The sequence below is a fragment of the Xanthomonas sp. LMC-A-07 genome, assembly GCF_030208825.1.
Lineage (GTDB): Bacteria > Pseudomonadota > Gammaproteobacteria > Xanthomonadales > Xanthomonadaceae > Xanthomonas > Xanthomonas campestris.
This window is the reverse complement of the sequence record NZ_JARVTF010000012.1, coordinates 37873-57087: the sequence shown is the minus strand read 5'-3', so window position 1 is coordinate 57087 and position 19215 is coordinate 37873. Positions and strand designations below refer to the sequence as shown.

Sequence of the window (19215 nt, the reverse complement as noted above, 5' to 3'; positions counted from 1 at the left end):
ATGCATTCCCACCCTGCCCCGCACGCCCGCGTGCCACACCGTGCCCTGGCGCGCGGCCTGTTGCTGGCGCTCGGCGTGGCCGCCGGCAGCACGCACGCCGCAACGCCACCCCCGCCATATCTGGACCCCACGCAACCGCTGCAGGCGCGCGCCGTCGATCTGGTATCGCGCATGACGCTGGAGGAAAAGGCCGCGCAGATGCAGAACGCCGCGCCCGCCATCCCGCGCCTGCAGGTGCCAGAATACGATTGGTGGAACGAAGCCCTGCACGGCGTGGCCCGCGCCGGCGGTGCCACGGTGTTTCCGCAGGCAATCGGCCTGGCAGCCACGTTCGATACCCCGTTGATGGCCGAGGTGGCCACCGCCATCAGTGACGAAGCGCGCGCCAAGCACCATGCCTTCCTGGCGCGCGGCGAGCACAAGCGTTACCAGGGGCTCACGTTCTGGTCGCCCAACATCAACATCTTCCGTGACCCGCGCTGGGGCCGTGGCCAGGAAACCTATGGCGAGGATCCGTTCCTCACCGCGCGCATGGGCGTCACCTTCGTGCAGGGCCTGCAGGCGCAGCAGGGGCCGTATCGCAAGCTCGATGCCACCGCCAAGCATTACGCGGTGCACAGTGGCCCGGAGGCGGATCGTCATCATTTCGACGTGCATCCCAGCGAGCGCGATCTCTACGAGACCTATCTGCCCGCCTTCCAGGCGCTGGTGCAGGAAGGCCACGTCGCTGCGGTAATGGGCGCCTACAACCGCGTCAACGGCGAGTCCGCATCGGCCAGCACGCGGCTGGAAGGCATCCTGCGCCGTGATTGGGGGTTCGATGGCTACATCGTCAGCGACTGCGCGGCCATCCGCGACATCTGGCAGAACCACAAGATCGTGCCCACGCCCGAAGCCGCCGCCGCACTCGGCGTCAAGCACGGCACCGACCTGGATTGCGGCGACACTTACGCCGCCTTGCCTGCCGCGGTGCGCGCCGGACTGATCGATGAAGCCACCATCGATCGGTCGCTGACACGGCTGATGGCCGCGCGCCTGCGGCTGGGCATGTTCGACCCGCCGGCCAAGGTGCCGTGGGCGCAGATCCCGGCATCGGCCAATCAATCGCCGCAGCACGATGCACTGGCCCGGCGCACTGCGCGCGAATCGCTGGTACTGCTGAAAAACGACGGCCTGCTGCCGCTCAAGCCCACGCTCAAGCGCATTGCCGTGGTCGGCCCCACCGCCGACGACCCGATGTCGCTGCTGGGCAACTACTACGGCACACCGGCCGCGCCGGTCACCATCCTGCAAGGCATCCGCGACGCCGCCCCGCAGGCCGAGGTGGTGTATGCACGCGGCAGCGACCTGGTGGAAGGCCGCGAAGACCCCAACGCGGCCGCACCGATCGACGCGCGCTACCTGCGCCCGGCCGCCGGTGCCAGCCAGAACGGCCTCACCGGTGAGTACTTCCGTGGCCGTGCACTGGCAGGCCAGCCGGTGCTCACCCGCATCGACCCACGCATCGCCTTCCGTTGGGACCGCAATGCGCCCACCGACGATGCGGTCGGCCGCGGCGAACTACAGCCCGGCCAGGCGCTCGGCAAGGACGACTTCAGCGTGCGCTGGCACGGCCAGTTGCTGCCGCCGGTGTCGGGGAACTACGAGCTGCAGATTGCTGCCGACGACGGCGTGCGCCTGTATCTGGATGGCAAGCCGCTCATCGACCAGTGGAGCGATGCGCCGCGCATGCGGAGCGGCACCGCCACCGTGGCGCTGCAAGCCGGCAAGGCCTACGACCTGCGCGTGGAATATTACGAAGCCACCCGCGATGCCGGCGTACGCCTGGCCTGGCGCATGCCCGGCGCCAAACCGCCATTGCAGGAAGCCCTGGATGCCGCGCGCAATGCCGAGGTGGTGGTGTTTGTCGGCGGCCTCACCGGCGATGTCGAAGGTGAGGAAATGGACGTCAATTACCCCGGCTTTGCCGGCGGCGACCGCACCGACACGCGCCTGCCCAAACCCCAACGCGAGCTGTTGCAGGCACTGCAGGCCACCGGCACGCCAGTGGTCGCGGTGCTCACCACTGGCTCCGCATTGGCCATCGACTGGGCGCAGCAACACGTGCCCGCCATCCTGCTGGCCTGGTACCCCGGCCAACGCGGCGGCACCGCAGTGGGCGATGTGCTGTTCGGCCAAGCCAGCCCAGGCGGGCGCCTGCCGATCACCTTCTACAAGGAAGACGAACGCCTGCCGGCCTTCGACGATTACGCCATGCGCGGGCGCACCTACCGCTACTTCGACGGCAAGCCGCTGTACCCGTTCGGCCATGGCCTGGCCTACACGCAGTTTGCGTATTCGAACCTACGGCTGGACCGCACCACCGTCGCCGCCGATGGCACGCTGCGCGCCACCGTGTCGGTGAAGAACACCGGCCAGCGCGCCGGCGATGAAGTGGTGCAGCTGTATCTGCACCCGCTCAACCCGCAGCGCGAACGCGCACGCAAGGAGTTGCGCGGCTTCCAGCGCATCACCCTGCAACCGGGCGAACACCGCGAGGTGAGCTTCACCATCACCCCGCGCGAGGCGCTGCGTATTTACGACGAGCAGCGCAAAGCGTACGCCGTGGACCCAGGCGCCTACGAGCTGCAGATCGGTGCCTCCAGCGCAGACATCCGCAGCAAACAACGCTTCACCGTCACCGCAAACTGATCCCACCGCACGCCGCGGAATCAACGCCCCTCTCCCGTCGGGAGAGGGGTTGGGGTGAGGGTAAGGCCACCAGCGAACTTGCATCACCCCACGATTTCAAGCAAACACCCATGCCAATTCCAACGCTCTCCATCGCAACACTCGCCCACCTACCGACCACCGTCCTCACTCCCAACTACAATCCCCAACACACCACCATCGGCATCGTCCACTTAGGCGCCGGCGCCTTCCATCGCGCGCACCAGGCCGTCTACATCGATGACCTGCTCGCCGACGACCCCGCCTGGGCCATCTGCGCGGTGTCGCTGCACAACCCGCAGGTGCGCGATGCGCTGCGCCCGCAGGACGGCCTGTACACGCTCGCCCTGCTCGATGCACAGCCACAGCTGCGCGTGATCGGTGCCATCGCCGAAGTGCTCTGCGCCAGCGATGAGCAACCTGCCGTGCTCGCCCGCCTCGCCGATCCGGCAGTGCGCCTGGTCACGCTCACCGTCACCGAAAAAGGCTATTGCCTGGCAGGCGACACGTTGGACCTCAGCCACCCCGATATCGTGCATGACATCGCGCATCCGCAGACACCGCGCAGCGCGATCGGCTACCTGGTCGCCGGCCTGCATGCACGCAGGCAGCACGGCCGCGCACCGTTCAGCGTGCTCAGCTGCGACAACCTGGCCGACAACGGCAGCCTGCTGCGCCGCGCCACCGTGCTGCTTGCGCAGCAACGCGATCCCGCGCTCGCCGCCTGGATCGAACAGCACGTCAGCTTTCCGCGCTCGATGGTGGACAGCATCACCCCTGCCACCGACGAGGCGCTACGCGCGCAAGTGCTCGCACAGACCGGCCTGCACGACGCCTGGCCGATCCAGCGGGAGCGCTACGCCCAGTGGGTGATCGAAGACCGCTTCTGCAACGGCCGCCCGGCATTCGAACGCGCAGGCGTCACGCTCAGCGACGATATCGCCGGCTACGCGCGCGCCAAGCTGCGCCTGCTCAACGGCCCGCACTCGGCGCTTGCCTACCTCGGCAGCCTGTTGCAGCTGGAGACCGTAGCCGATGCCATGCAGTACACGCCGCTGGCCAACTTCGTCGAAATGCTGATGCGCGAGGACATCGCCCCCAGCCTGGCGCCGATGCCCGGCTTCGACCCGCACCGCTACAGCGACGCCATCCTGGCCCGCTTCCGCAACCCCGCCATCCGCCACCTGCTGGCCCAGATCGCCTGGGACGGCTCGCAGAAGATTCCGGTGCGCCTGCTCGGCACCATTGCCGACGCACTCACCGCCGGCCGCCGCATCGATCGCCTCTGCTTGCCGGTCGCAGCCTGGCTGCACTTTGTGCGCAGGCAAGCACACGCGGGTGTTGCGTTGGTTGATCCGCTGGGCGACGCACTTGGCACGCTGGGGCGTTCGGCCATCGATGATGCCGGCACTGCGATGTCGACCTTTTTCACGTTGGAGACCGTGTTTGGTGCGCTGGCTGCAGACCCGCGTTTCACCGAGGCCCTGCAAGCGGCCTACGCCGCGCTGGGCAAGGGCACGCCGGCAGACGTGGACCGCGCGCTTCGAGCGCAGCGTCTCACCTGAGTGATGTGCTGCGGCCGGCATTGGCTGTGAAACTGGACACGCTGCAGGTGCCAGCGGGCACGTGCGCATGCTGTCCCTGCAAACCTAGCGCCGCACTTCTTCACTGTGGTGTAGCCCTGCGGCGCCATGAGCAGCCTGGCGTGTGATCACGGCGTACATCACCCGGCTGCGATCACCTGCCCGATCCGCAGCAAGTTGCCGCTCTCATCCACAATCGCAAATTCGCGCATGCCCCAAGGCTTGTCGCCGACTGGATCGATCCGTGGGATGCCTTGTGCCGGAAGCGCCGCCGCGCGCATCGCGGCATAGACCCCATCCACATCAGTCACGCGCAGATAGCAGCCCGCATAACAGGCCGTCGGATCAAGATCCGGATGCGCAAAGAAGTGCAGCTCCACATCGCCGCGCCGCAGGATCGCGTAGCCCGCATCATGCGGGTGCGCATCGCCGGTAAAGCCAAGCGCGCGATAGAACGTCAGCGTCTGCGCAATCGAGCGGCTGGGAAGGATTGGGATGGTCTGGTCACCGACATTGGCGCTGGCATTCATTCTTGTCTCCTCTGTCCAAGGGATCAGTGCTGAACACATTACGGCGATCATTGGCAGCGTAATAGCCCAAGCGGTGTTCACGCCACCGCCCTGCGATTTACCTGATTCACCACGCAGCTCAGAACCTGCCATCGGCCCAGGCTTCATCATCACATTGTCGCTTGCAGATAGTGCCGCCCGCTCCCTCAGACCGCCTGATCACTTCGCATGGCGGCGTTCTTCTTCAAAAGACGCATCAGCACCACTGCAAGCAGGATCAGAAAGCTAAACTCCCACACGTAGAACGCGGCGCCCACGTGATCGATCATGACCTGATGACCGGCCTCGTTCTTGTCGAACCTGGTTGCGCGAAAGGTATCCAGTCCGATTAGGCAGGCTGATACCAGCAAGGCTGCAGCCAACTTGTCCAGTTTGAGGAAGTAACAAAGCCACGCCAGGAAGAACAGTGGGTTGCTTAACCAGGCGATACATTGGCCATCGACCAGCTGGATCCAGCCAAGCAGCAAAATGACGAAACCGCCAAGTTGATCGTTGCCTCCATGCAATGCGGGAAGACAGAGCGCAATGCCATAGAGCAGTGCAGATAACACGAGGAGAGATACTTTCACGACCGTCCTTGTCTGAGACGAAGCCTGCGCTTCATCGCTTGGGGTGGGTCCACAGAGCAGGCGCCTGCCAGCGGCCCCGTACTATAGACAATGGGCCCGAAGTTGTGGCCTGCCAGATGACTGGCCATGTCACCTCGTGAGCGGTTCATTCCCGAGGCATGGCTACGGTACATGGCTATGACATGCTTGAGCCCTCATCGCCATGCCTCTTGAGTCAGCACCCACATGGCAGCGCCCAAGAAACAACACTTGCCAGAGAAGGTTTGCGTTCAGTGCGGACGACCGTTTCGTTGGCGCAAGAAGTGGGAGCGTGTCTGGGACGAGGTGAAGTACTGTTCCGATCGCTGCCGTCATGCGCGTAAGGCTCAGCCGAGCAGCTGATGTCCGTTGAGTTTGCGCGGCGCTCCCTGCAACGTGCCGCGTTGTAGCGAGCGAGGGCACCGGCTTGGCAAGCCGCGGCGGTTAGCGCGGAGCATCCGCGCTGCCTGGTGGCCTGCTGCGGTGCAGACGTGCTGGATGGATGCTGCGTACTGGCGAGTTGGAGCAACCATCAACACGACGACGCAGCCGCCCGCGCCGGTGCACGGAATCCTAGGCAGCGCCGTGCACCCAAGTTCCTCCGTGTCGTCCGCACCCACTCGCTCACTACGTTGTATTGGCCGCTCCTACTCCGGGGCTTTCCTGGTTTTCGATTGCTTCGCAACCGCCATATTGTCCACCAGGTTGGGGTACGGACGGCCTGCAGCCTTGGCGCGGGCCTTGGCTTGGGTTTTCTGCGCAGCCGACAGTGGCCTGGATGTCTTGGCCGGGTTGGCTTTTCTCCAGGGAGCTATCTTCTTGCTTGCGGGTTTCTTGGCAGCCGTCTTGTTGCTTGTTGCTTTTTTGGCAGCCACCTTCTTGGTGGCGCTCTTCCGCACGCTGCTCTGCTGTGTCGCGCGTCTGCTAGTGGCATTCTTTGCCGTGCCCTTGCGGGGTGGGGTCACGGCGCACGCGCGTGCCGATACACTGGCCAGTCACCGCAATCAGGCAGAGACGTCCATGAGCTCTTTGGCGACTTCGCTCCGCGCAGCCGTGTTCGCTGCCGGGGTCACATGTATTCCTGCGCACGTATACGCCACACCCGATGGCAACCGCACATCGGCTGAAGCCGCACAGGCGGTGCGGCCCGCGCAGTGGCGCACGGTGGCCACGCACAACACGCCGCACGCGCGCCATGAGAACAGCATGGTCGCCATTGATGATCGCCTGTACCTGCTGGGTGGGCGCGACGACCGGCCACTGGAGATCTTCGATACCACCACGCAGCGGTGGTCGCAGGGAGCCACACCGCCGCTGATGGTCAATCATGCCCAGGCCGTGGTGTCGTCCGGCAAGCTCTACGTGGTGGGTGGCTTTACGGGCAACTATCCCGAAGAAGCCTCGCTCACCAACATGCTGATCTACGACCCGAAGACCGACCATTGGCAGGTCGGGCCGAAGATTCCCACGCAGCGCCGTCGCGGTGCCGCCGGCACGGTGGAGCATGCCGGTGTGTTGTATCTGGTCGGCGGCAATACGCGTGGCCACATGAGCGGCTACGTGCCCTGGCTGGATGCTTTCGACACCCGGACACAACAATGGACGCAGCTGCCCGACGCACCGCATGCGCGCGATCACTTCCATGCGGTGGTACTCGACGGCAAGCTGTATGCCGCCGGCGGGCGTCGTTCCGCGCATGAAAGCGGCAATACCCTGGCGCAGACAATCAGTGAGGTCGATGTGTATGACATTGCACAGCGCAGCTGGACAGTTGCACCCGCCATGCTGCCGACGCCACGTGCGGGCACCGCCGTGATCGCACGCGATGGCCGGCTGCTCGTCATGGGCGGCGAGAGCACGCGTCAGGTGAAGGCGCACGAGGAGGTGGAGGCCTACGACCCGCGTACGGCGCGCTGGACGATACTGCCAACGTTGCCGCAGGGGCGCCACGGCACGCAGGCAGCCGCGGTGAAGGGCGATGTCTATCTCGCTGCGGGTAGCGCCAATCGAGGCGGTGGGCCGGAGCTGGAGGATGTGCTGGTGTTGGCGAAGGCTCAGGGGACGCAGTCACTGGACTAGCCAGTGCGCTGCGGGTGTGCCTGCATCAAGTGCCTGCACATGCCGTGCATCGGCACTGCCCTGTCGCGGCCAAGGCCGCTCCTACGGTGGAGCGGCTATCGCGAGCCTTCGGTGCGTGGTGCGCTTGTCAGCGTACAAACTCCAACCCAAGCGAGGTCACCTGCACCCGCGCCAGCAGTGCGTGCGAGGTCATGTACAGCGTGTGGCCATCATTGCCGAACGCGCAGTTGGAAATGGCGGCACCGGTTTCGATGCGGCCGAGTCTGCGGCCGTCCGGATCGAACACGATGACGCCGCCGGGGCCGGTAGCGAACAGGCGGCCATCTGCCGACACCGCCATGCCGTCCGGCAAGCCGGGCGTGTCTTTGTTGACCAGGTCGGAGGCATCGGCGAACACACGCTTGCCGGTCACCGCGCCCTGCGCATCCAGCGCATACGCCATCCAGATCGGGCGCGCCGGATCGGAGTTGGCCACGTAGAGCGTGCGCTGATCCGGCGACAGCGCAATGCCGTTGGGAAAACTCAGGCTGTCGTCGAGCAGGTGCACGCTGCCGTCGGTGTCCAGGCGATACACGCCGTTGAAGCGCAGTTCCTTGACTGGCGACTCGTTCATGCCCTTCAAGCCATACGGTGGGTCGGTGAAGAACACCACGCCATCCTTGCGCCGCACCACATCGTTGGGGCTGTTGAAGCGCTTGCCATCGAAACTGGTGGCCAGCGGAGTTTTCGTGCGCGTGGCAGGGTCCAGCCGCGCCACGATGCGGGTACCGGAATCGGCCAGCAACACGGTGCCGCCCGGTTCGGCAAACAGGCCATTGGCACCGGCTTCGCGCAGCGCGGTGACATCCGTGCCGGCATAACCGGAAGGCGACAAGAACACCGATAACCCCGCATCGTCGGACCAGCGATACAGCTTGTTTTCTGGCACATCGGTGAACAGCAGATAGCCACCCTGCCGCACCCAGGTGGGGCCTTCGGACCAAGTGAAGCCCTCGGTGAGTTTTTCGATGCGCGCCTGCGGCGCCACCACCTCGCGAAACGCCGGGTCGAACGTGGTGATGCGGCCCACGGCGGTGAAGCGCTGCGCAGGTGGCTCGCGCTTCACGCAGCACGTGAGCAACGTAATCACCGAGACAGCCAGCAGTACGCGGGTCGGGAGGCGCATCGGCAATTCCTGTTGGAGGGCTGCGCAATGATGCCATCCGGGGCGCCAGCACGCTTCATCTCAACGCTCGCCGAGCAACGCTGCTCAGCGCGCTGCAGTCGGTTGGCCTGCGCCAAGCGCACACGACAGCTACACTGCGCGCAACGGTGATGCCGCACGCGCGTTGCGCGGTGGCGAGCCAAAGGAGAGCTGCAGCATGGACATTCATTTCGCCGGCGGGATTGACCCGCCAACGCTGCGCGTCGCCCGCGCAGGCCGTCGCGTGCAATGCGGCGCGCTGTTACTGGCGACCGCATTGCTGGCGGCCTGCGCGGGTGCGCAACCCTCTATCCCATCGAATCCCCATACACAGGAGCGGGCCATGTCGGAGATGACGTCAGAGCAACTGGCACACGCAGTCGTACGGCTGATCCTTGCGATCGGCGGCAAACGCGATCTCACGCCCACGCAGGTTGCCGCACACACGGGCCTGCACATTGCGGCGCAAGACAACACGCAGAGTTTCGGCGCATCCGGTCAGCTGGCCGATGGCAGTAGCTATGCCTTGAGTTCAGTTGCCGATGCAGACGGCCTGCCACCCTCGCGGTTGGACATCACGTTTTCGCAGGCACCCGGGCGCGCAGCGGCTGTGGATTGTGCGCAACCCATCGGGCCTTACCGGCAGGCGCTGGTCGACGCAGGTTTCGTCGCGCAGTGGATCGCGCCGCCGCGTCTGGGCAGCCTCGGGCGTTGGCACTTCGAGCGCGGCGACATCGTCGTGTATGCCTTTGTCGGTAAGGACGCTGCGCAGGACGATGCACGGGCATGCGTGTCTACCGTGCAGATCCTGGCCACCGCATAAGGAGATGGGAATGGCAGACCTGAAACAGATGCTGGACACGTTCGAAGCAGCGCACGCCACAGAAGGCCGGGCGCTGCGGCAGATGCTGGACAACACGCCAGAACTCAAGGCGCAAGTACAGCAGGCAATTGATCAGAAGCAGCTGTCCGGCTTTGCGCCGTCCGAAAAGGAGGGAAACGGTTACTTCAGTCCGAGGACCGGCCAAATCGGGTTGCCCATGGACGTGCTGCGCAGCGCGAGGATGGATGTGCCGCGCGATGACTCGGCCAATACCGCGCGAATGGTTCTTGGCCATGAGATCGGACATGCGCTCAACAAGGCCGCCATCCAGACGTCCGACCGGACATTCGAGAACAAGATCGCCGAGGTTGCCCGATCGCCGTCGCCGCACGACTACACCGCCCTGATCAAAGCGCACGTCGCGGAAGATCGCACACGTGAAGCCAAGGACGAGATCGCCGGCATCAATACGCTGGCCGGCCACATCAAGCGCAGCACCCCCAATGCAACGCTGGGGGATCTGTATGAAGCCAGCAGGGAGATGGCCAGCTACATCGACAAACAGGGCGTGGCTCCCCACGCCGTCTACACAGCCAAGGAGGGCCTACGCTTTGGGAACGATCTGAAGATCGATCCGGCTGTGCCGAGCAATGTCGAGGCCATGGGCAAGTTGTTCTATGACGCGCGCGGCTACCCACAACAATACGGCGCACGCGACCTGGTTGCGGCGGCCGAGGCCGAAGCAGCCGCGCAGCGGGCTGACCCCACGCGCGCGCAGCCGGACGTGCATGTGGACCTGAAAGCAATTGGCATCCTGGAAAAGGACGCAGCGGCATCATTGTTCGGCAGCGGCTTTCGCGACACCAGCGCAACGCCGCCGGACGCCAAGCGGGCCGCCGAGCCGAGCGAGGCGAACCGTGCCTTGCACGGCAAGCTTCGTCGTGGTGTGGCCGAGGCCGAGCAGGCGCTGGGCAAGGACTGGGACGACAACAGCGAGCGCATGACCGCCAGCCTGACCTTGCTGGCCAAGCAGAATGGCTTCACTGACCGCGACCAGCTGTCGGTGGGCTTCAACCGTGCGACCGCCGCGCATCAAAGTGGCGAGCTGGCGTTCGTCTACCGTGACGGCCCCACGGCGTCGCCCGACCCCCACGCCAACCGTGCGCACATGACGACGCAGGAGGCGATTGCGCGGCCGGCGCAGGACACCTACCAGCAGTTGCAGGAGCAGAACGCGCAACACGCGCACACCCAGCGCACGGTGCAGGCGGAACAGCCGGACCACGCGCAGGCGCAGACACCATCACCGCAGGTGTTGACACGCTGAGCCACGCTGGCGCGTGCGCGCCCCCGGCAGCGGACCCTAGACGCTAGGGCTGCTGTCGCGGTGCGGGCGGCGCCGCTGCCGGCACCGCCAGCACCGCATCCAGGGCCGGCTTGGGCTGGTGGTTGCGGTCGAACAGCAACGGGTAGTTGGTGCGGCCGGGCACGGGGTAATCGTTCTTCCAGGACATGCCATCGGTGACGCCCCAAACGCTGACGCGCGCCAGCTTGTCGCGCTTGCGCCAGAACAACGCGAACAATTCCGCATAGCGGTCACGTAGCTGCGTCTGCACCTGTGGTGGCAGGCCATCCGGGTACGGGTCGAGGAAGTGCTTGAATTCCGGCAACTGGAACTGCTTGTGCGCAAACCCGGTGCCGATCACCTGGCCTTCCTTGGTGACCGGCAGCACGTCGATGTCCAGCTCGGTGATCATGACCTTGACCCCGAGCGCAGCGTAGGCGTCGATGGCGGCTTCGATGTCCTGCACGCTGGGGTAGTTCAGGCCCCAATGCCCTTGCATGCCCACGCCGTCGATGCGGATGCCGGCCTGCTGCAGCATCTTGACCATGCGCACGATGCCGTCGCGCTTGGCCGGCCGCCAGGCGTTGAAGTCGTTGTAGTAGAGCTGTGCGTCGGGCGCATAGCGCTGCGCGAAGGCGAACGCATTGCGCACCACGGTGTCGCCATCGCCGACGCGCTGCACCCAGTTGGTGGAGCGGTAGCTGCCGTCCTCGTCGATGATCTCGTTGACCACGTCCCAGGCCTGCACCTTGCCCACGTAGCGGCCGGCCACGCGTGCGATGTGCGCGCGCATGCGTTCGAGTTGGGCCTGCGACGTATTCGGTTTGCCGTTTGCATCGACAAAGAACCACTCCGGCGTCTGGTTATGCCAGACCAGCGTGTGGCCAACGATGAACATGCCACGCCGCTGCCCGTCGGCGACAAAGGCATCGGCCGCGGTGAAATCGAACACGCCCGGCTGCGGCGCCACCACCTCGGCCTTCATCACGTTCTCGGCGGTCACCGCGTTGAAGTGGCAGCCAACCAGCGCTGCGGAGGCCGCATCCTTGCCGGAGACGATGTCCGTATTGACCGCGGTGCCGATCAGAAAGCCGCCTGCATACGCGTCCTTGAGCGCCGTGGTGCCCGGTGCGCAGGCCGCCGAGGCGATGGGCGAGACGGCCATGCCGAGCAAGCCCAGCAACATTGCACATCGAAAGGAGAGTGGGCGAAACAGGTGCATGCAGTGATTCCTGGAAGGGATGCTGTCACAGCGGGTGCAGTTGCGCGCGCGTTGGGCCATGGACGCCTCTGTAACTGAGCGAGCGACCACGGGCAACACCACGCTCATTCCGCCAGCACCTGCACGCTGGCGGACTGCAGCGTGTCGGATTGCACGTGCACGGTGATCGGCCCCTGCGCGCCCGGTTTGGCGCGCACGATCACCAGGCACAGACCGTTGAAGGCGTTGCGCTCGGGCAGGACGAAGGCCTCCAGGTTGGTCGGGTCACCGTTGTCGGTGGCGACCAGTTCGCCTGCGCCTTCCACGCGGAACCGCAAGCGGTCACCTGCAGTCGGTGCAGGGCGCCCGTCGGCATCGAGCAGGCGCACGGTGATGAAACTCAGGTCCTTGCCATCGCCACGGATCTGGTTGCGGTCGGCGCTGAGCTGCATGCGCGTGGCACGGCCGGCGGTCTGCACACGGTCGCTGGCCCACGGCTTGCCATGTTTGTAAGCCTGCACGCGCAGCTCGCCCGGTTGGTACACCACCGCATCCCAGCGCAGCCGGTACTGCAACGGCGCCTTGCGCTTGCGGCCTTGCGAGACGCCGTTGACGAACAGCTCGGCCTCGTCGCCAGAGGTGAACACGTGCACCGGCGTCACCTGGCCCTCGCGCCCCGGCCAGCTCCAGTGCGGCAGCAGGTGCGCCATCGGCAGCTCCGGCCGCCAGCGCGCCTGATACAGCCAGTAGCGGTCCTTGGGGAAGCCAGCCAGATCCAGGATGCCGGAATAGGAACTGCGTGAGCTGTAGTACGGCGTGGGCTCGCCGAGATAGTCGAAGCCGGTCCACACAAACTCGCCGGCCACGAACGGATGCCGATCCAACGCGGCAAAGACCTTGTCGGCACTGGAGCCGAAATCCACCGCGTGCAGCTCATACGCACTGACCTGGTGAGCCACTGAATCGCCGCCGCGGCCATCGCGCACCGGCGCGCTGCTCTGCGCACTCACCGGAAACAGGTACACGCCCCGACTGCTCAGCGCCGAGGCTGTCTCGCTGCTGAGGATGGCCTTGCGCGGGAATTTGGCATGGAACGCCGGGTATTGCGGCGGCTTGCGGATACGCTCGGTGCCTTCGAACTCGGGCGTATCGCGGATGCCTTCGCCCTGGTAGTTGAGGCTGATCACATCCAGCGCCGCCGGCAGCGGCATCTCGGGCGAGGCGTAGTTCATTGCAGCCGTCGCCGGGCGCGTAGGGTCTTCGGCGTGCACGATGGCGTGCAGCCTGCGCGCGATCGCGGCGCCCGCTTCGCCGGTGTATTGCTCGCCCACTTCGTTGCCCACGCTCCACAAAATGATGGAGGGATGATTGCGGTCGCGGCGCAGCATGGCGCGCAGATCCGGCTCGTGCCACTGCGGAAAGATCAGGTGGAAATCCAACGGGGTCTTTTTCATCTCCCAGCTGTCGAACACCTCGTCCACCACCAGCAGGCCCATGCGGTCGGTGAGCTCCAGCAATTCCGGCGCGGGTGGGTTGTGGCTCATGCGGATGGCATTGGCGCCCATCTGTTGCAGTAACTGCAGCTGCCGCTCGGCGGCGCGCATGTTGAACGCGGCCCCCAGCGCGCCCAGATCGTGATGGTTGTTGACCCCGCGGATGGGCACATGTTCGCCGTTGATGACCAAGCCCTTGTCCGGGTCGAAGACCACGCTGCGCACGCCGAACGGCGTTTCGACACGATCGACCACGCGGCCACCCTGGCTGACCTCGGTCACCGCGACATAGCGATGCGGTTGCTGTGTCGGTGGCGGGCCCCAACGCCGTGGCGCCTCGATCTGCGTACTGCCCTGCACGCGTGCACTGCCACCCGCCGCCACCTGTACCTGCACCGCGGCGATCTGCGCCACCGCCGGGCCACGGCGCAGCCCGCTGGCGTCATCCAGCGCGTACAGCGCGGTGCTCACCTGCGCCTGCACGGCAGCGGCACCGGCATTGTCCAGCTGCACCGCCAGCTGCACCTGCGCGCGCTCGGCCGACACCTGCGGCGTGCTCAGCTGCGTGCCCCACTGGGCAACGCGGAGCGGGCCGGTCTTGGTCAACCAGACATTGCGATACAGGCCACCGCCGGGATACCACCGCGCCGAGTCAGGCGGGTTGTCCAGCCGGATCGCGAGCTGGTTGTGCCCGCCCGGCACCACATACGGCGTGAGATCCACGCGCCAGCTGGTGTAGCCATACGGCCAGCCGCCCACCAGCTTGCCGTTGAGCCAGACGGTGGCGTAGGACATCGCGCCATCGAGATCGAGAAACAGCGAGCGACCGCGGTCGCTGGCCGGAATCTGCAACGCCTTGCGATACCAGCCAACGCCCCAGCTTGGCAATCGCCCCATGCCGCCATGCGGGCCATCGGCCAGGAACGGCCCTGCGATTGCCCAATCGTGTGGCAGGTCCACGCGCTGCCATGCGCTGTCGTCGAACATGGGCTGCACGTAGGCCACCGTACTGCCCGGGTGCCCGGGCGGGCGCACATGCCGCTGCGTGGGGTCGGCGATCAGGTTGTTGGCAGTTGGCAGGATCCACGGTTTGAGCACGTCGCGCGCGTCGGCGTCGATGCGTTGCGCCTGCTCGGGCCGCGCATCGGCCACCTTGCCGTCTTCGCTGCGAACCACCTCCGGGCGTACGTCGTAGTCCAGCCGCACGGTATTGCCCGGTGGATCGGCGCGCTGGAAGCGCCAGTCGGCGTTGAGCGAGATCCGTTCGCGCGGCGCGTTGGTTGGCTCCGCCGCTGCGGCTACACCTGCTGTAGTGCAGAGGCAGATCAGCGCCATGCACCCAGCACGCAGGCTGCGCTGCAGCGATTGCTGCGTAGTGTCTGGGCGCCCATCGCGTGCACGCCTGCGGAGGCGATGCAGCACACCCCGTAGGTGATGGATGGCGCAGGCCATCGCCACGCCTACGCCGCGCTCGCTCACGCGCTGTGCGGTCGTGGTTGCCTGCTGCTGCATAACGCCTGGTGTCATCCCCTCACTCCCTCACTGCCCTCAGGTGCAGGCCGCCTGCAGTGCGCCAGTCCTCGCAAGGGCGCACACCGCGCCGATGTCCGCGCTCACAACTTATAGGCCTGCTTGGGCAGGCGGTACGCCAGATCGATCGCGACCTCCATGGCCTCGTCTTCGTCCAGTCGATGCTCGGCCACCAGCTTCGCAAGGAATGCGCTGTCCACGCGCCGCGCCACATCGTGGCGTGCGGGAATCGACAAAAACGCGCGGGTGTCGTCGTTGAAGCCCACCGTGTTGTAGAAGCCGGCACTGGCCAGCGTCTGCTCGCGAAACCGCCACATGCCTTCCGGCGCATCGTGGAACCACCACGCCGGGCCCAGCAGCAGCGCCGGGTAATGCCCGGCCAGCGGCGCCAGTTCGCGGCTGTAGCTGGTTTCGTCCAACGTGAACACGATCAGGCGAAAGCGTGCGTCGTTGCCGAACCGGTCCAGCAGCGGCTTGAGCGCATGCACGTAGTCGGTGCGCATCGGGATGTCGGCACCCTTGTCGCGCCCGTACCGCTCAAACAGCGCGCGGTTGTGATTGCGGAAACAGCCCGGATGCAGCTGCATCACCAGGCCATCGTTCACGCTCATCGCCGCCATCTCGGTAAGCACCTGCGCGCGGAACAACTCGGCCTGCGTCGGCGTGGCCTGGCCACGCACCACCGTGTCGAACAGGCGTTGTGCCTCGGCGGCCGAAAGGTCTGCGGTGGCCGCACTGGGATGGCCATGATCGGTGGAGGTGGCACCGGCCGCAGCGAAGAACGCGCGGCGCTGCCGATGCGCACGCAGATAGCCGGGCCACTGCATGACATCCTCGCCGGTCAGCGCGCCGAACTGCTGCAGCGCGCTGGCGAATTGCTCATGCTCCGGGTCCACCACCGCATCCGGGCGGTAGGCGGTGAGCACGCGCCCGCTCCAACCGCTGTCGCGAATGGTGGCGTGGTGCTCCAGCGTGTCCAGCGGTGACTCGGTGGTGGCGATCACCTCGATGTTGAAGCGCTCGAACAGCGCGCGCGGCCGGAACGCCGGCGTCTGCAGCGCGGCGGTGATGTGGTCGTAGTAGTGGTCGGCGCTGCCGGCATCCAGGCGGATGCGCAGATCGAACACCTGATGGAAGACGTGGTTGAGCCACAACGCCGAGGGCGTGCCACGCAACAGCGCGAACTGGCTGGCGAACACGCGCCAGGCCTCACGCGGGTCCACCGGCGCACGTGATCCATCGGCATGCGGAATGCCGAGTTGATCCAGGTCGATGCCCTGGCTGTACAGCATGCGGAACACGTAGTGATCGGGCACCAGCAGCAGCTCGGTCGCGTTGGCGAACGGGGCATCTGTGGCAAACCAGGCCGGGTCGGTATGGCCGTGCGGGCTGATGATCGGCAACGCCGCGGTCTGCGCATACAGGCGGCGCGCGATGGCACGCGTGGCGGGGTCTGCCGGCAGCAGGCGGTCGTCGTGCAGGATCAAGGGTGTGGGCATGGACTCAGGTCACCAGACAACAGGGGAGAACGGTACAGCCACGGCAGCGCATCACGGCGCGCGCACGCCAGGATGCTGGGCCACGTAGTCGCGCAACCAGCCCAGCGCCGGCCGCTCGCTGCCATCGGCGCGGATGAGATAAGCCGCTTCCTTGTCGCGCCACAAGCCGGGGCGATAGCCCCACAGCGTGATGCCGCGCACCGCCGGGTGCTCCCAGAACACCGGAAACACACGCTGGTAGCTGGCCACCTGCTGCGCATCGCTTAGGCCATCCAGATCGAATTCGGTGATGTAGATCGGCAGGCCGGTGCTGGCCAGCGTGTCGAGATTGGCACGGTGCACCGACATCGCCACGTTCGGTGTGGTTTCGAACGCGTGCTCCTGCACGCCGATCGCATCCACCAGCTGCTCGCGCTGCAACAGCTGCACGATCTGCAGGTAACGCTGCGTGGCTTGCGGGCTATTGGTGATGCTGTAGTCGTTGATCATCAACCGTGCACGCGGAAACTGCTGGCGCGCCAGCCGGAACGACTGCAGCACCCACTCCCAGCCGCTGGCACCGTTGCCGCCGAGCGCCTGCAGATAATTGCCGCCGCCGTTATCGTCCTTGCTGGGCGGGTCGTTCAGCGGCTCGTTGACCACTTCCAGCAGGTCGATATCCGGGTAGCGCTGCGCCACCGCGGCAAACCATTGCTCGATCTCGCGGCGCTGCTCGGCCGGCGGCAGGTGCTTGATCCATTCCGGCTGCTGGTTGCCCCACACCAGCACATGCATCTGGAACGGCATGCCGTTGGCCTTGGCGAAGTTGTAGGCGGCATCCAGGCCGCTCCAGTCCATCTGGTCGCGCACCGCCTCCACACTGCCCCACTTGCCGGCGTTTTCCGGCGTGAGCTTGTTCCAGTACTGGGTAAACCCCGGTGCCTGCTGCGGGCCATAGGCACTGCCCAGGAACTTGGACGCACCCGCCGCCAGCGGCGCGGCCTGCGCGGCTGGCGCCAGGCCAGCGGTGAGCATCAACAACAGTGCGCATGCATGCGTGGACATGGTGGGCCCTCAGGGGTGCGTGGCGGGAGGTGCGGGTGCATCGGCGGGCAGCTGCGCCGGCTCCAGCCGCGGCACCAGATGGTGCACGATGGCCAGCGCCAGTAGGTAGGCCGAGCCCGCCATCAGGAACACCGGCACGTAGCTGCCGGTGGCTTGCAGCAAGAACCCGATGAAGGTGGCGATCAACATGCCGCCCACCGCGCCGGCAAAGCCGCCGATGCCGACCACGGTGGCCACCGCATGGCGCGGAAACATATCCGAGGGCAGCGTGAACAGGTTCGCCGACCAACCCTGATGCGCGGCCGTGGCCAGCCCGATCAAACCGACCGCCACCCAGAGATTGTCGGCACGCGCGGCAAACACGATGGGCACCACCGACAACGCGCAGATCAGCATCGCGGTCTTGCGCGCGCGGTTGACGCTCCAGCCGCGCGCAATGAAGCGCCCGGCCACCCAGCCGCCGGCGATGCTACCGATATCGGCCAACACGAAGATCACGATCAACGGCGCGCCCAATTGCAGCAGGCTCAGGCCGTATTCGGCGTGCAGGAATTTGGGCAGCCAGAACAAAAAGAACCACCAGATCGGGTCGGTAATGAACTTGCCCAGCACAAATGCCCAGGCCTGCCGGTGCCGCATCACCTGCAGCCACGACAACCGGCGCTGCACCGGCTCGTACACATCGCTGCGGATATGCGCAAGCTCGGCCGCCGTCAGCCCCGGCTGCTGCTCGGGTGGGTGGTAGCTGCACCACCACACCACCAGCCAGGTGGCACTGAGCACACCGGTGAACAAGAACGCGGCCTGCCAGCCCCAGGCGGTGGCGATCACCGGCACCAGCAACGGCGCGACAATGGCGCCGATATTGGAGCCGGAATTGAAGATGCCGGTGGCCAACGCGCGCTCGCGGCGCGGGAACCATTCGGCCACGGTCTTGATCGCCGCCGGGAAATTGCCCGATTCGCCCAGCCCCAGGAAAAACCGCGCAATCGCAAAGCCCACCACGGTGGTAGCCAGCGCATGCCCCATCGCGGCCAGGCTCCAGATGCCGATGGCCAAGGCATAGCCGGCCCGCGTGCCGAAGCGGTCGATCACCGCGCCGCTGCACAGCAAGCCGAGGGCATACGCGGCCTGGAAGGCGGTGACGATGTAGCCGTACTGGATTTCGTTCCAGCCGATCTGCGTCTGCAAAAACGGCGCCAGCACGCCCAGCACCTGGCGGTCGACATAATTGATGGTGGTGGCCGCCAGCAACAGCGCGCACACACGCCAGCGCATCCGGCCCAGCCGCGCCAGCGGCCCGGTCGCTGCGGCGTTCACCGGCAACTCGCTCACAACGTGCACCGCGGCGGCAGCGCGCAACGGCAATCCGCCAATGCCCTGTGCGCGCTGCCCCTGCGCGCCATTTGGCAACGCGGTGAACGTGGCGCGGTGGCCGTGTGTTCTTCGGTTCGATTCATCGACCACTGCACCTGCACGAGGGTGGCATTGCGCCACGGGTGATAGCGCTACCATTACCATGCGCATCGGCAGAATCCATTACGCAGTGCAGCACGCCAATGCGCACTGC

The 19215-nt window shown here is 66.1% G+C and carries 15 protein-coding genes; 6 read left to right on the top strand and 9 right to left on the bottom strand.

Annotated features, from left to right (window positions below):
• Both QRM89_RS13590 and QRM89_RS13585 read left to right on the top strand, forming a co-directional pair.
• Complete coding sequence (locus QRM89_RS13590; RefSeq protein ID WP_285448248.1) at window positions 1–2691, top strand: glycoside hydrolase family 3 protein; 2691 nt, start codon at window positions 1–3, stop codon at window positions 2689–2691.
• A gap of 110 nt (window positions 2692–2801) precedes the next feature.
• Entirely contained in the window at window positions 2802–4274 is a 1473-nt protein-coding gene (locus tag QRM89_RS13585) for a mannitol dehydrogenase family protein (protein WP_285448247.1), read from the top strand.
• Window positions 4275–4432: 158 nt separating this feature from the next.
• On the opposite strand, the gene QRM89_RS13580 is transcribed toward QRM89_RS13585, so the two are convergent.
• A complete protein-coding gene (locus QRM89_RS13580) occupies window positions 4433–4822 on the bottom strand; it encodes a VOC family protein (protein ID WP_228437081.1) in 390 nt (129 codons plus the stop codon).
• 185 nt (window positions 4823–5007) lie between these two features.
• A complete protein-coding gene (locus QRM89_RS13575; protein WP_285448246.1) occupies window positions 5008–5430 on the bottom strand; it encodes a hypothetical protein in 423 nt (140 codons plus the stop codon).
• 225 nt (window positions 5431–5655) lie between these two features.
• On the opposite strand from QRM89_RS13575, the gene QRM89_RS13570 reads away from it, so the two are divergent.
• On the top strand, window positions 5656–5811 hold the full coding sequence (locus QRM89_RS13570) for a DUF2256 domain-containing protein (protein ID WP_011039179.1): 156 nt from the start codon (window positions 5656–5658) through the stop codon (window positions 5809–5811).
• A 284-nt stretch (window positions 5812–6095) separates the two neighbouring features.
• Here the strand turns inward: QRM89_RS13570 and QRM89_RS13565 are convergent, their stop codons facing one another.
• Window positions 6096–6413 carry a hypothetical protein gene (locus QRM89_RS13565; protein ID WP_285448285.1) on the bottom strand — a complete coding sequence of 106 codons (318 nt, stop codon included), beginning with the start codon at window positions 6411–6413 and terminating at the stop codon, window positions 6096–6098.
• Window positions 6414–6468: 55 nt separating this feature from the next.
• Here QRM89_RS13565 and QRM89_RS13560 point away from each other — a divergent pair, with 55 nt between their 5' ends.
• Entirely contained in the window at window positions 6469–7527 is a 1059-nt protein-coding gene (locus QRM89_RS13560; protein WP_285448280.1) for a kelch repeat-containing protein, read from the top strand.
• A 127-nt stretch (window positions 7528–7654) separates the two neighbouring features.
• On the opposite strand, the gene QRM89_RS13555 is transcribed toward QRM89_RS13560, so the two are convergent.
• Complete coding sequence (locus QRM89_RS13555; RefSeq protein WP_285448245.1) at window positions 7655–8692, bottom strand: SMP-30/gluconolactonase/LRE family protein; 1038 nt, start codon at window positions 8690–8692, stop codon at window positions 7655–7657.
• A gap of 361 nt (window positions 8693–9053) precedes the next feature.
• Here QRM89_RS13555 and QRM89_RS13550 point away from each other — a divergent pair, with 361 nt between their 5' ends.
• Both QRM89_RS13550 and QRM89_RS13545 read left to right on the top strand, forming a co-directional pair.
• Complete coding sequence (locus QRM89_RS13550; protein ID WP_172666265.1) at window positions 9054–9533, top strand: hypothetical protein; 480 nt, start codon at window positions 9054–9056, stop codon at window positions 9531–9533.
• A 10-nt stretch (window positions 9534–9543) separates the two neighbouring features.
• On the top strand, window positions 9544–10860 hold the full coding sequence (locus tag QRM89_RS13545; protein WP_285448244.1) for an XVIPCD domain-containing protein: 1317 nt from the start codon (window positions 9544–9546) through the stop codon (window positions 10858–10860).
• Window positions 10861–10903: 43 nt separating this feature from the next.
• On the opposite strand, the gene QRM89_RS13540 is transcribed toward QRM89_RS13545, so the two are convergent.
• The 5 genes from QRM89_RS13540 to QRM89_RS13520 all read right to left on the bottom strand — a co-directional run bounded on the left by QRM89_RS13540 (window position 10904) and on the right by QRM89_RS13520 (window position 18923).
• Window positions 10904–12100 carry an endo-1,4-beta-xylanase gene (locus QRM89_RS13540; RefSeq protein WP_285448243.1) on the bottom strand — a complete coding sequence of 399 codons (1197 nt, stop codon included), beginning with the start codon at window positions 12098–12100 and terminating at the stop codon, window positions 10904–10906.
• 104 nt (window positions 12101–12204) lie between these two features.
• Window positions 12205–15099: a beta-galactosidase GalB gene (gene galB, locus QRM89_RS13535; RefSeq protein WP_285448242.1), complete on the bottom strand. Its 2895-nt coding sequence runs from the start codon at window positions 15097–15099 to the stop codon at window positions 12205–12207.
• A gap of 86 nt (window positions 15100–15185) precedes the next feature.
• Entirely contained in the window at window positions 15186–16601 is a 1416-nt protein-coding gene (gene uxaC / locus QRM89_RS13530; RefSeq protein WP_285448241.1) for a glucuronate isomerase, read from the bottom strand.
• Window positions 16602–16652: 51 nt separating this feature from the next.
• Complete coding sequence (locus QRM89_RS13525) at window positions 16653–17615, bottom strand: endo-1,4-beta-xylanase (RefSeq protein WP_228437173.1); 963 nt, start codon at window positions 17613–17615, stop codon at window positions 16653–16655.
• A 39-nt stretch (window positions 17616–17654) separates the two neighbouring features.
• Window positions 17655–18923: an MFS transporter gene (locus QRM89_RS13520; RefSeq protein WP_285448279.1), complete on the bottom strand. Its 1269-nt coding sequence runs from the start codon at window positions 18921–18923 to the stop codon at window positions 17655–17657.
• Between the last annotated feature and the right edge of the window lie 292 nt (window positions 18924–19215).

Bases quoted from the DNA above. Each gene is read 5' to 3' on its own strand.
- QRM89_RS13555 (WP_285448245.1), bottom strand. From the start codon at position 8,692: ATGCGCCTCCCGACCCGCGTACTGCTGGCTGTCTCGGTGATTACGTTG.
- QRM89_RS13545 (WP_285448244.1), top strand. From the start codon at position 9,544: ATGGCAGACCTGAAACAGATGCTGGACACGTTCGAAGCAGCGCACGCC.
- galB (WP_285448242.1), bottom strand. From the start codon at position 15,099: ATGACACCAGGCGTTATGCAGCAGCAGGCAACCACGACCGCACAGCGC.
- QRM89_RS13560 (WP_285448280.1), top strand. From the start codon at position 6,469: ATGAGCTCTTTGGCGACTTCGCTCCGCGCAGCCGTGTTCGCTGCCGGG.
- QRM89_RS13540 (WP_285448243.1), bottom strand. From the start codon at position 12,100: ATGCACCTGTTTCGCCCACTCTCCTTTCGATGTGCAATGTTGCTGGGC.
- QRM89_RS13525 (WP_228437173.1), bottom strand. From the start codon at position 17,615: ATGCTCACCGCTGGCCTGGCGCCAGCCGCGCAGGCCGCGCCGCTGGCG.
- QRM89_RS13520 (WP_285448279.1), bottom strand. From the start codon at position 18,923: ATGCGCTGGCGTGTGTGCGCGCTGTTGCTGGCGGCCACCACCATCAAT.
- QRM89_RS13570 (WP_011039179.1), top strand. From the start codon at position 5,656: ATGGCAGCGCCCAAGAAACAACACTTGCCAGAGAAGGTTTGCGTTCAG.
- QRM89_RS13590 (WP_285448248.1), top strand. From the start codon at position 1: ATGCATTCCCACCCTGCCCCGCACGCCCGCGTGCCACACCGTGCCCTG.
- QRM89_RS13550 (WP_172666265.1), top strand. From the start codon at position 9,054: ATGTCGGAGATGACGTCAGAGCAACTGGCACACGCAGTCGTACGGCTG.
- QRM89_RS13580 (WP_228437081.1), bottom strand. From the start codon at position 4,822: ATGAATGCCAGCGCCAATGTCGGTGACCAGACCATCCCAATCCTTCCC.
- QRM89_RS13585 (WP_285448247.1), top strand. From the start codon at position 2,802: ATGCCAATTCCAACGCTCTCCATCGCAACACTCGCCCACCTACCGACC.
- uxaC (WP_285448241.1), bottom strand. From the start codon at position 16,601: ATGCCCACACCCTTGATCCTGCACGACGACCGCCTGCTGCCGGCAGAC.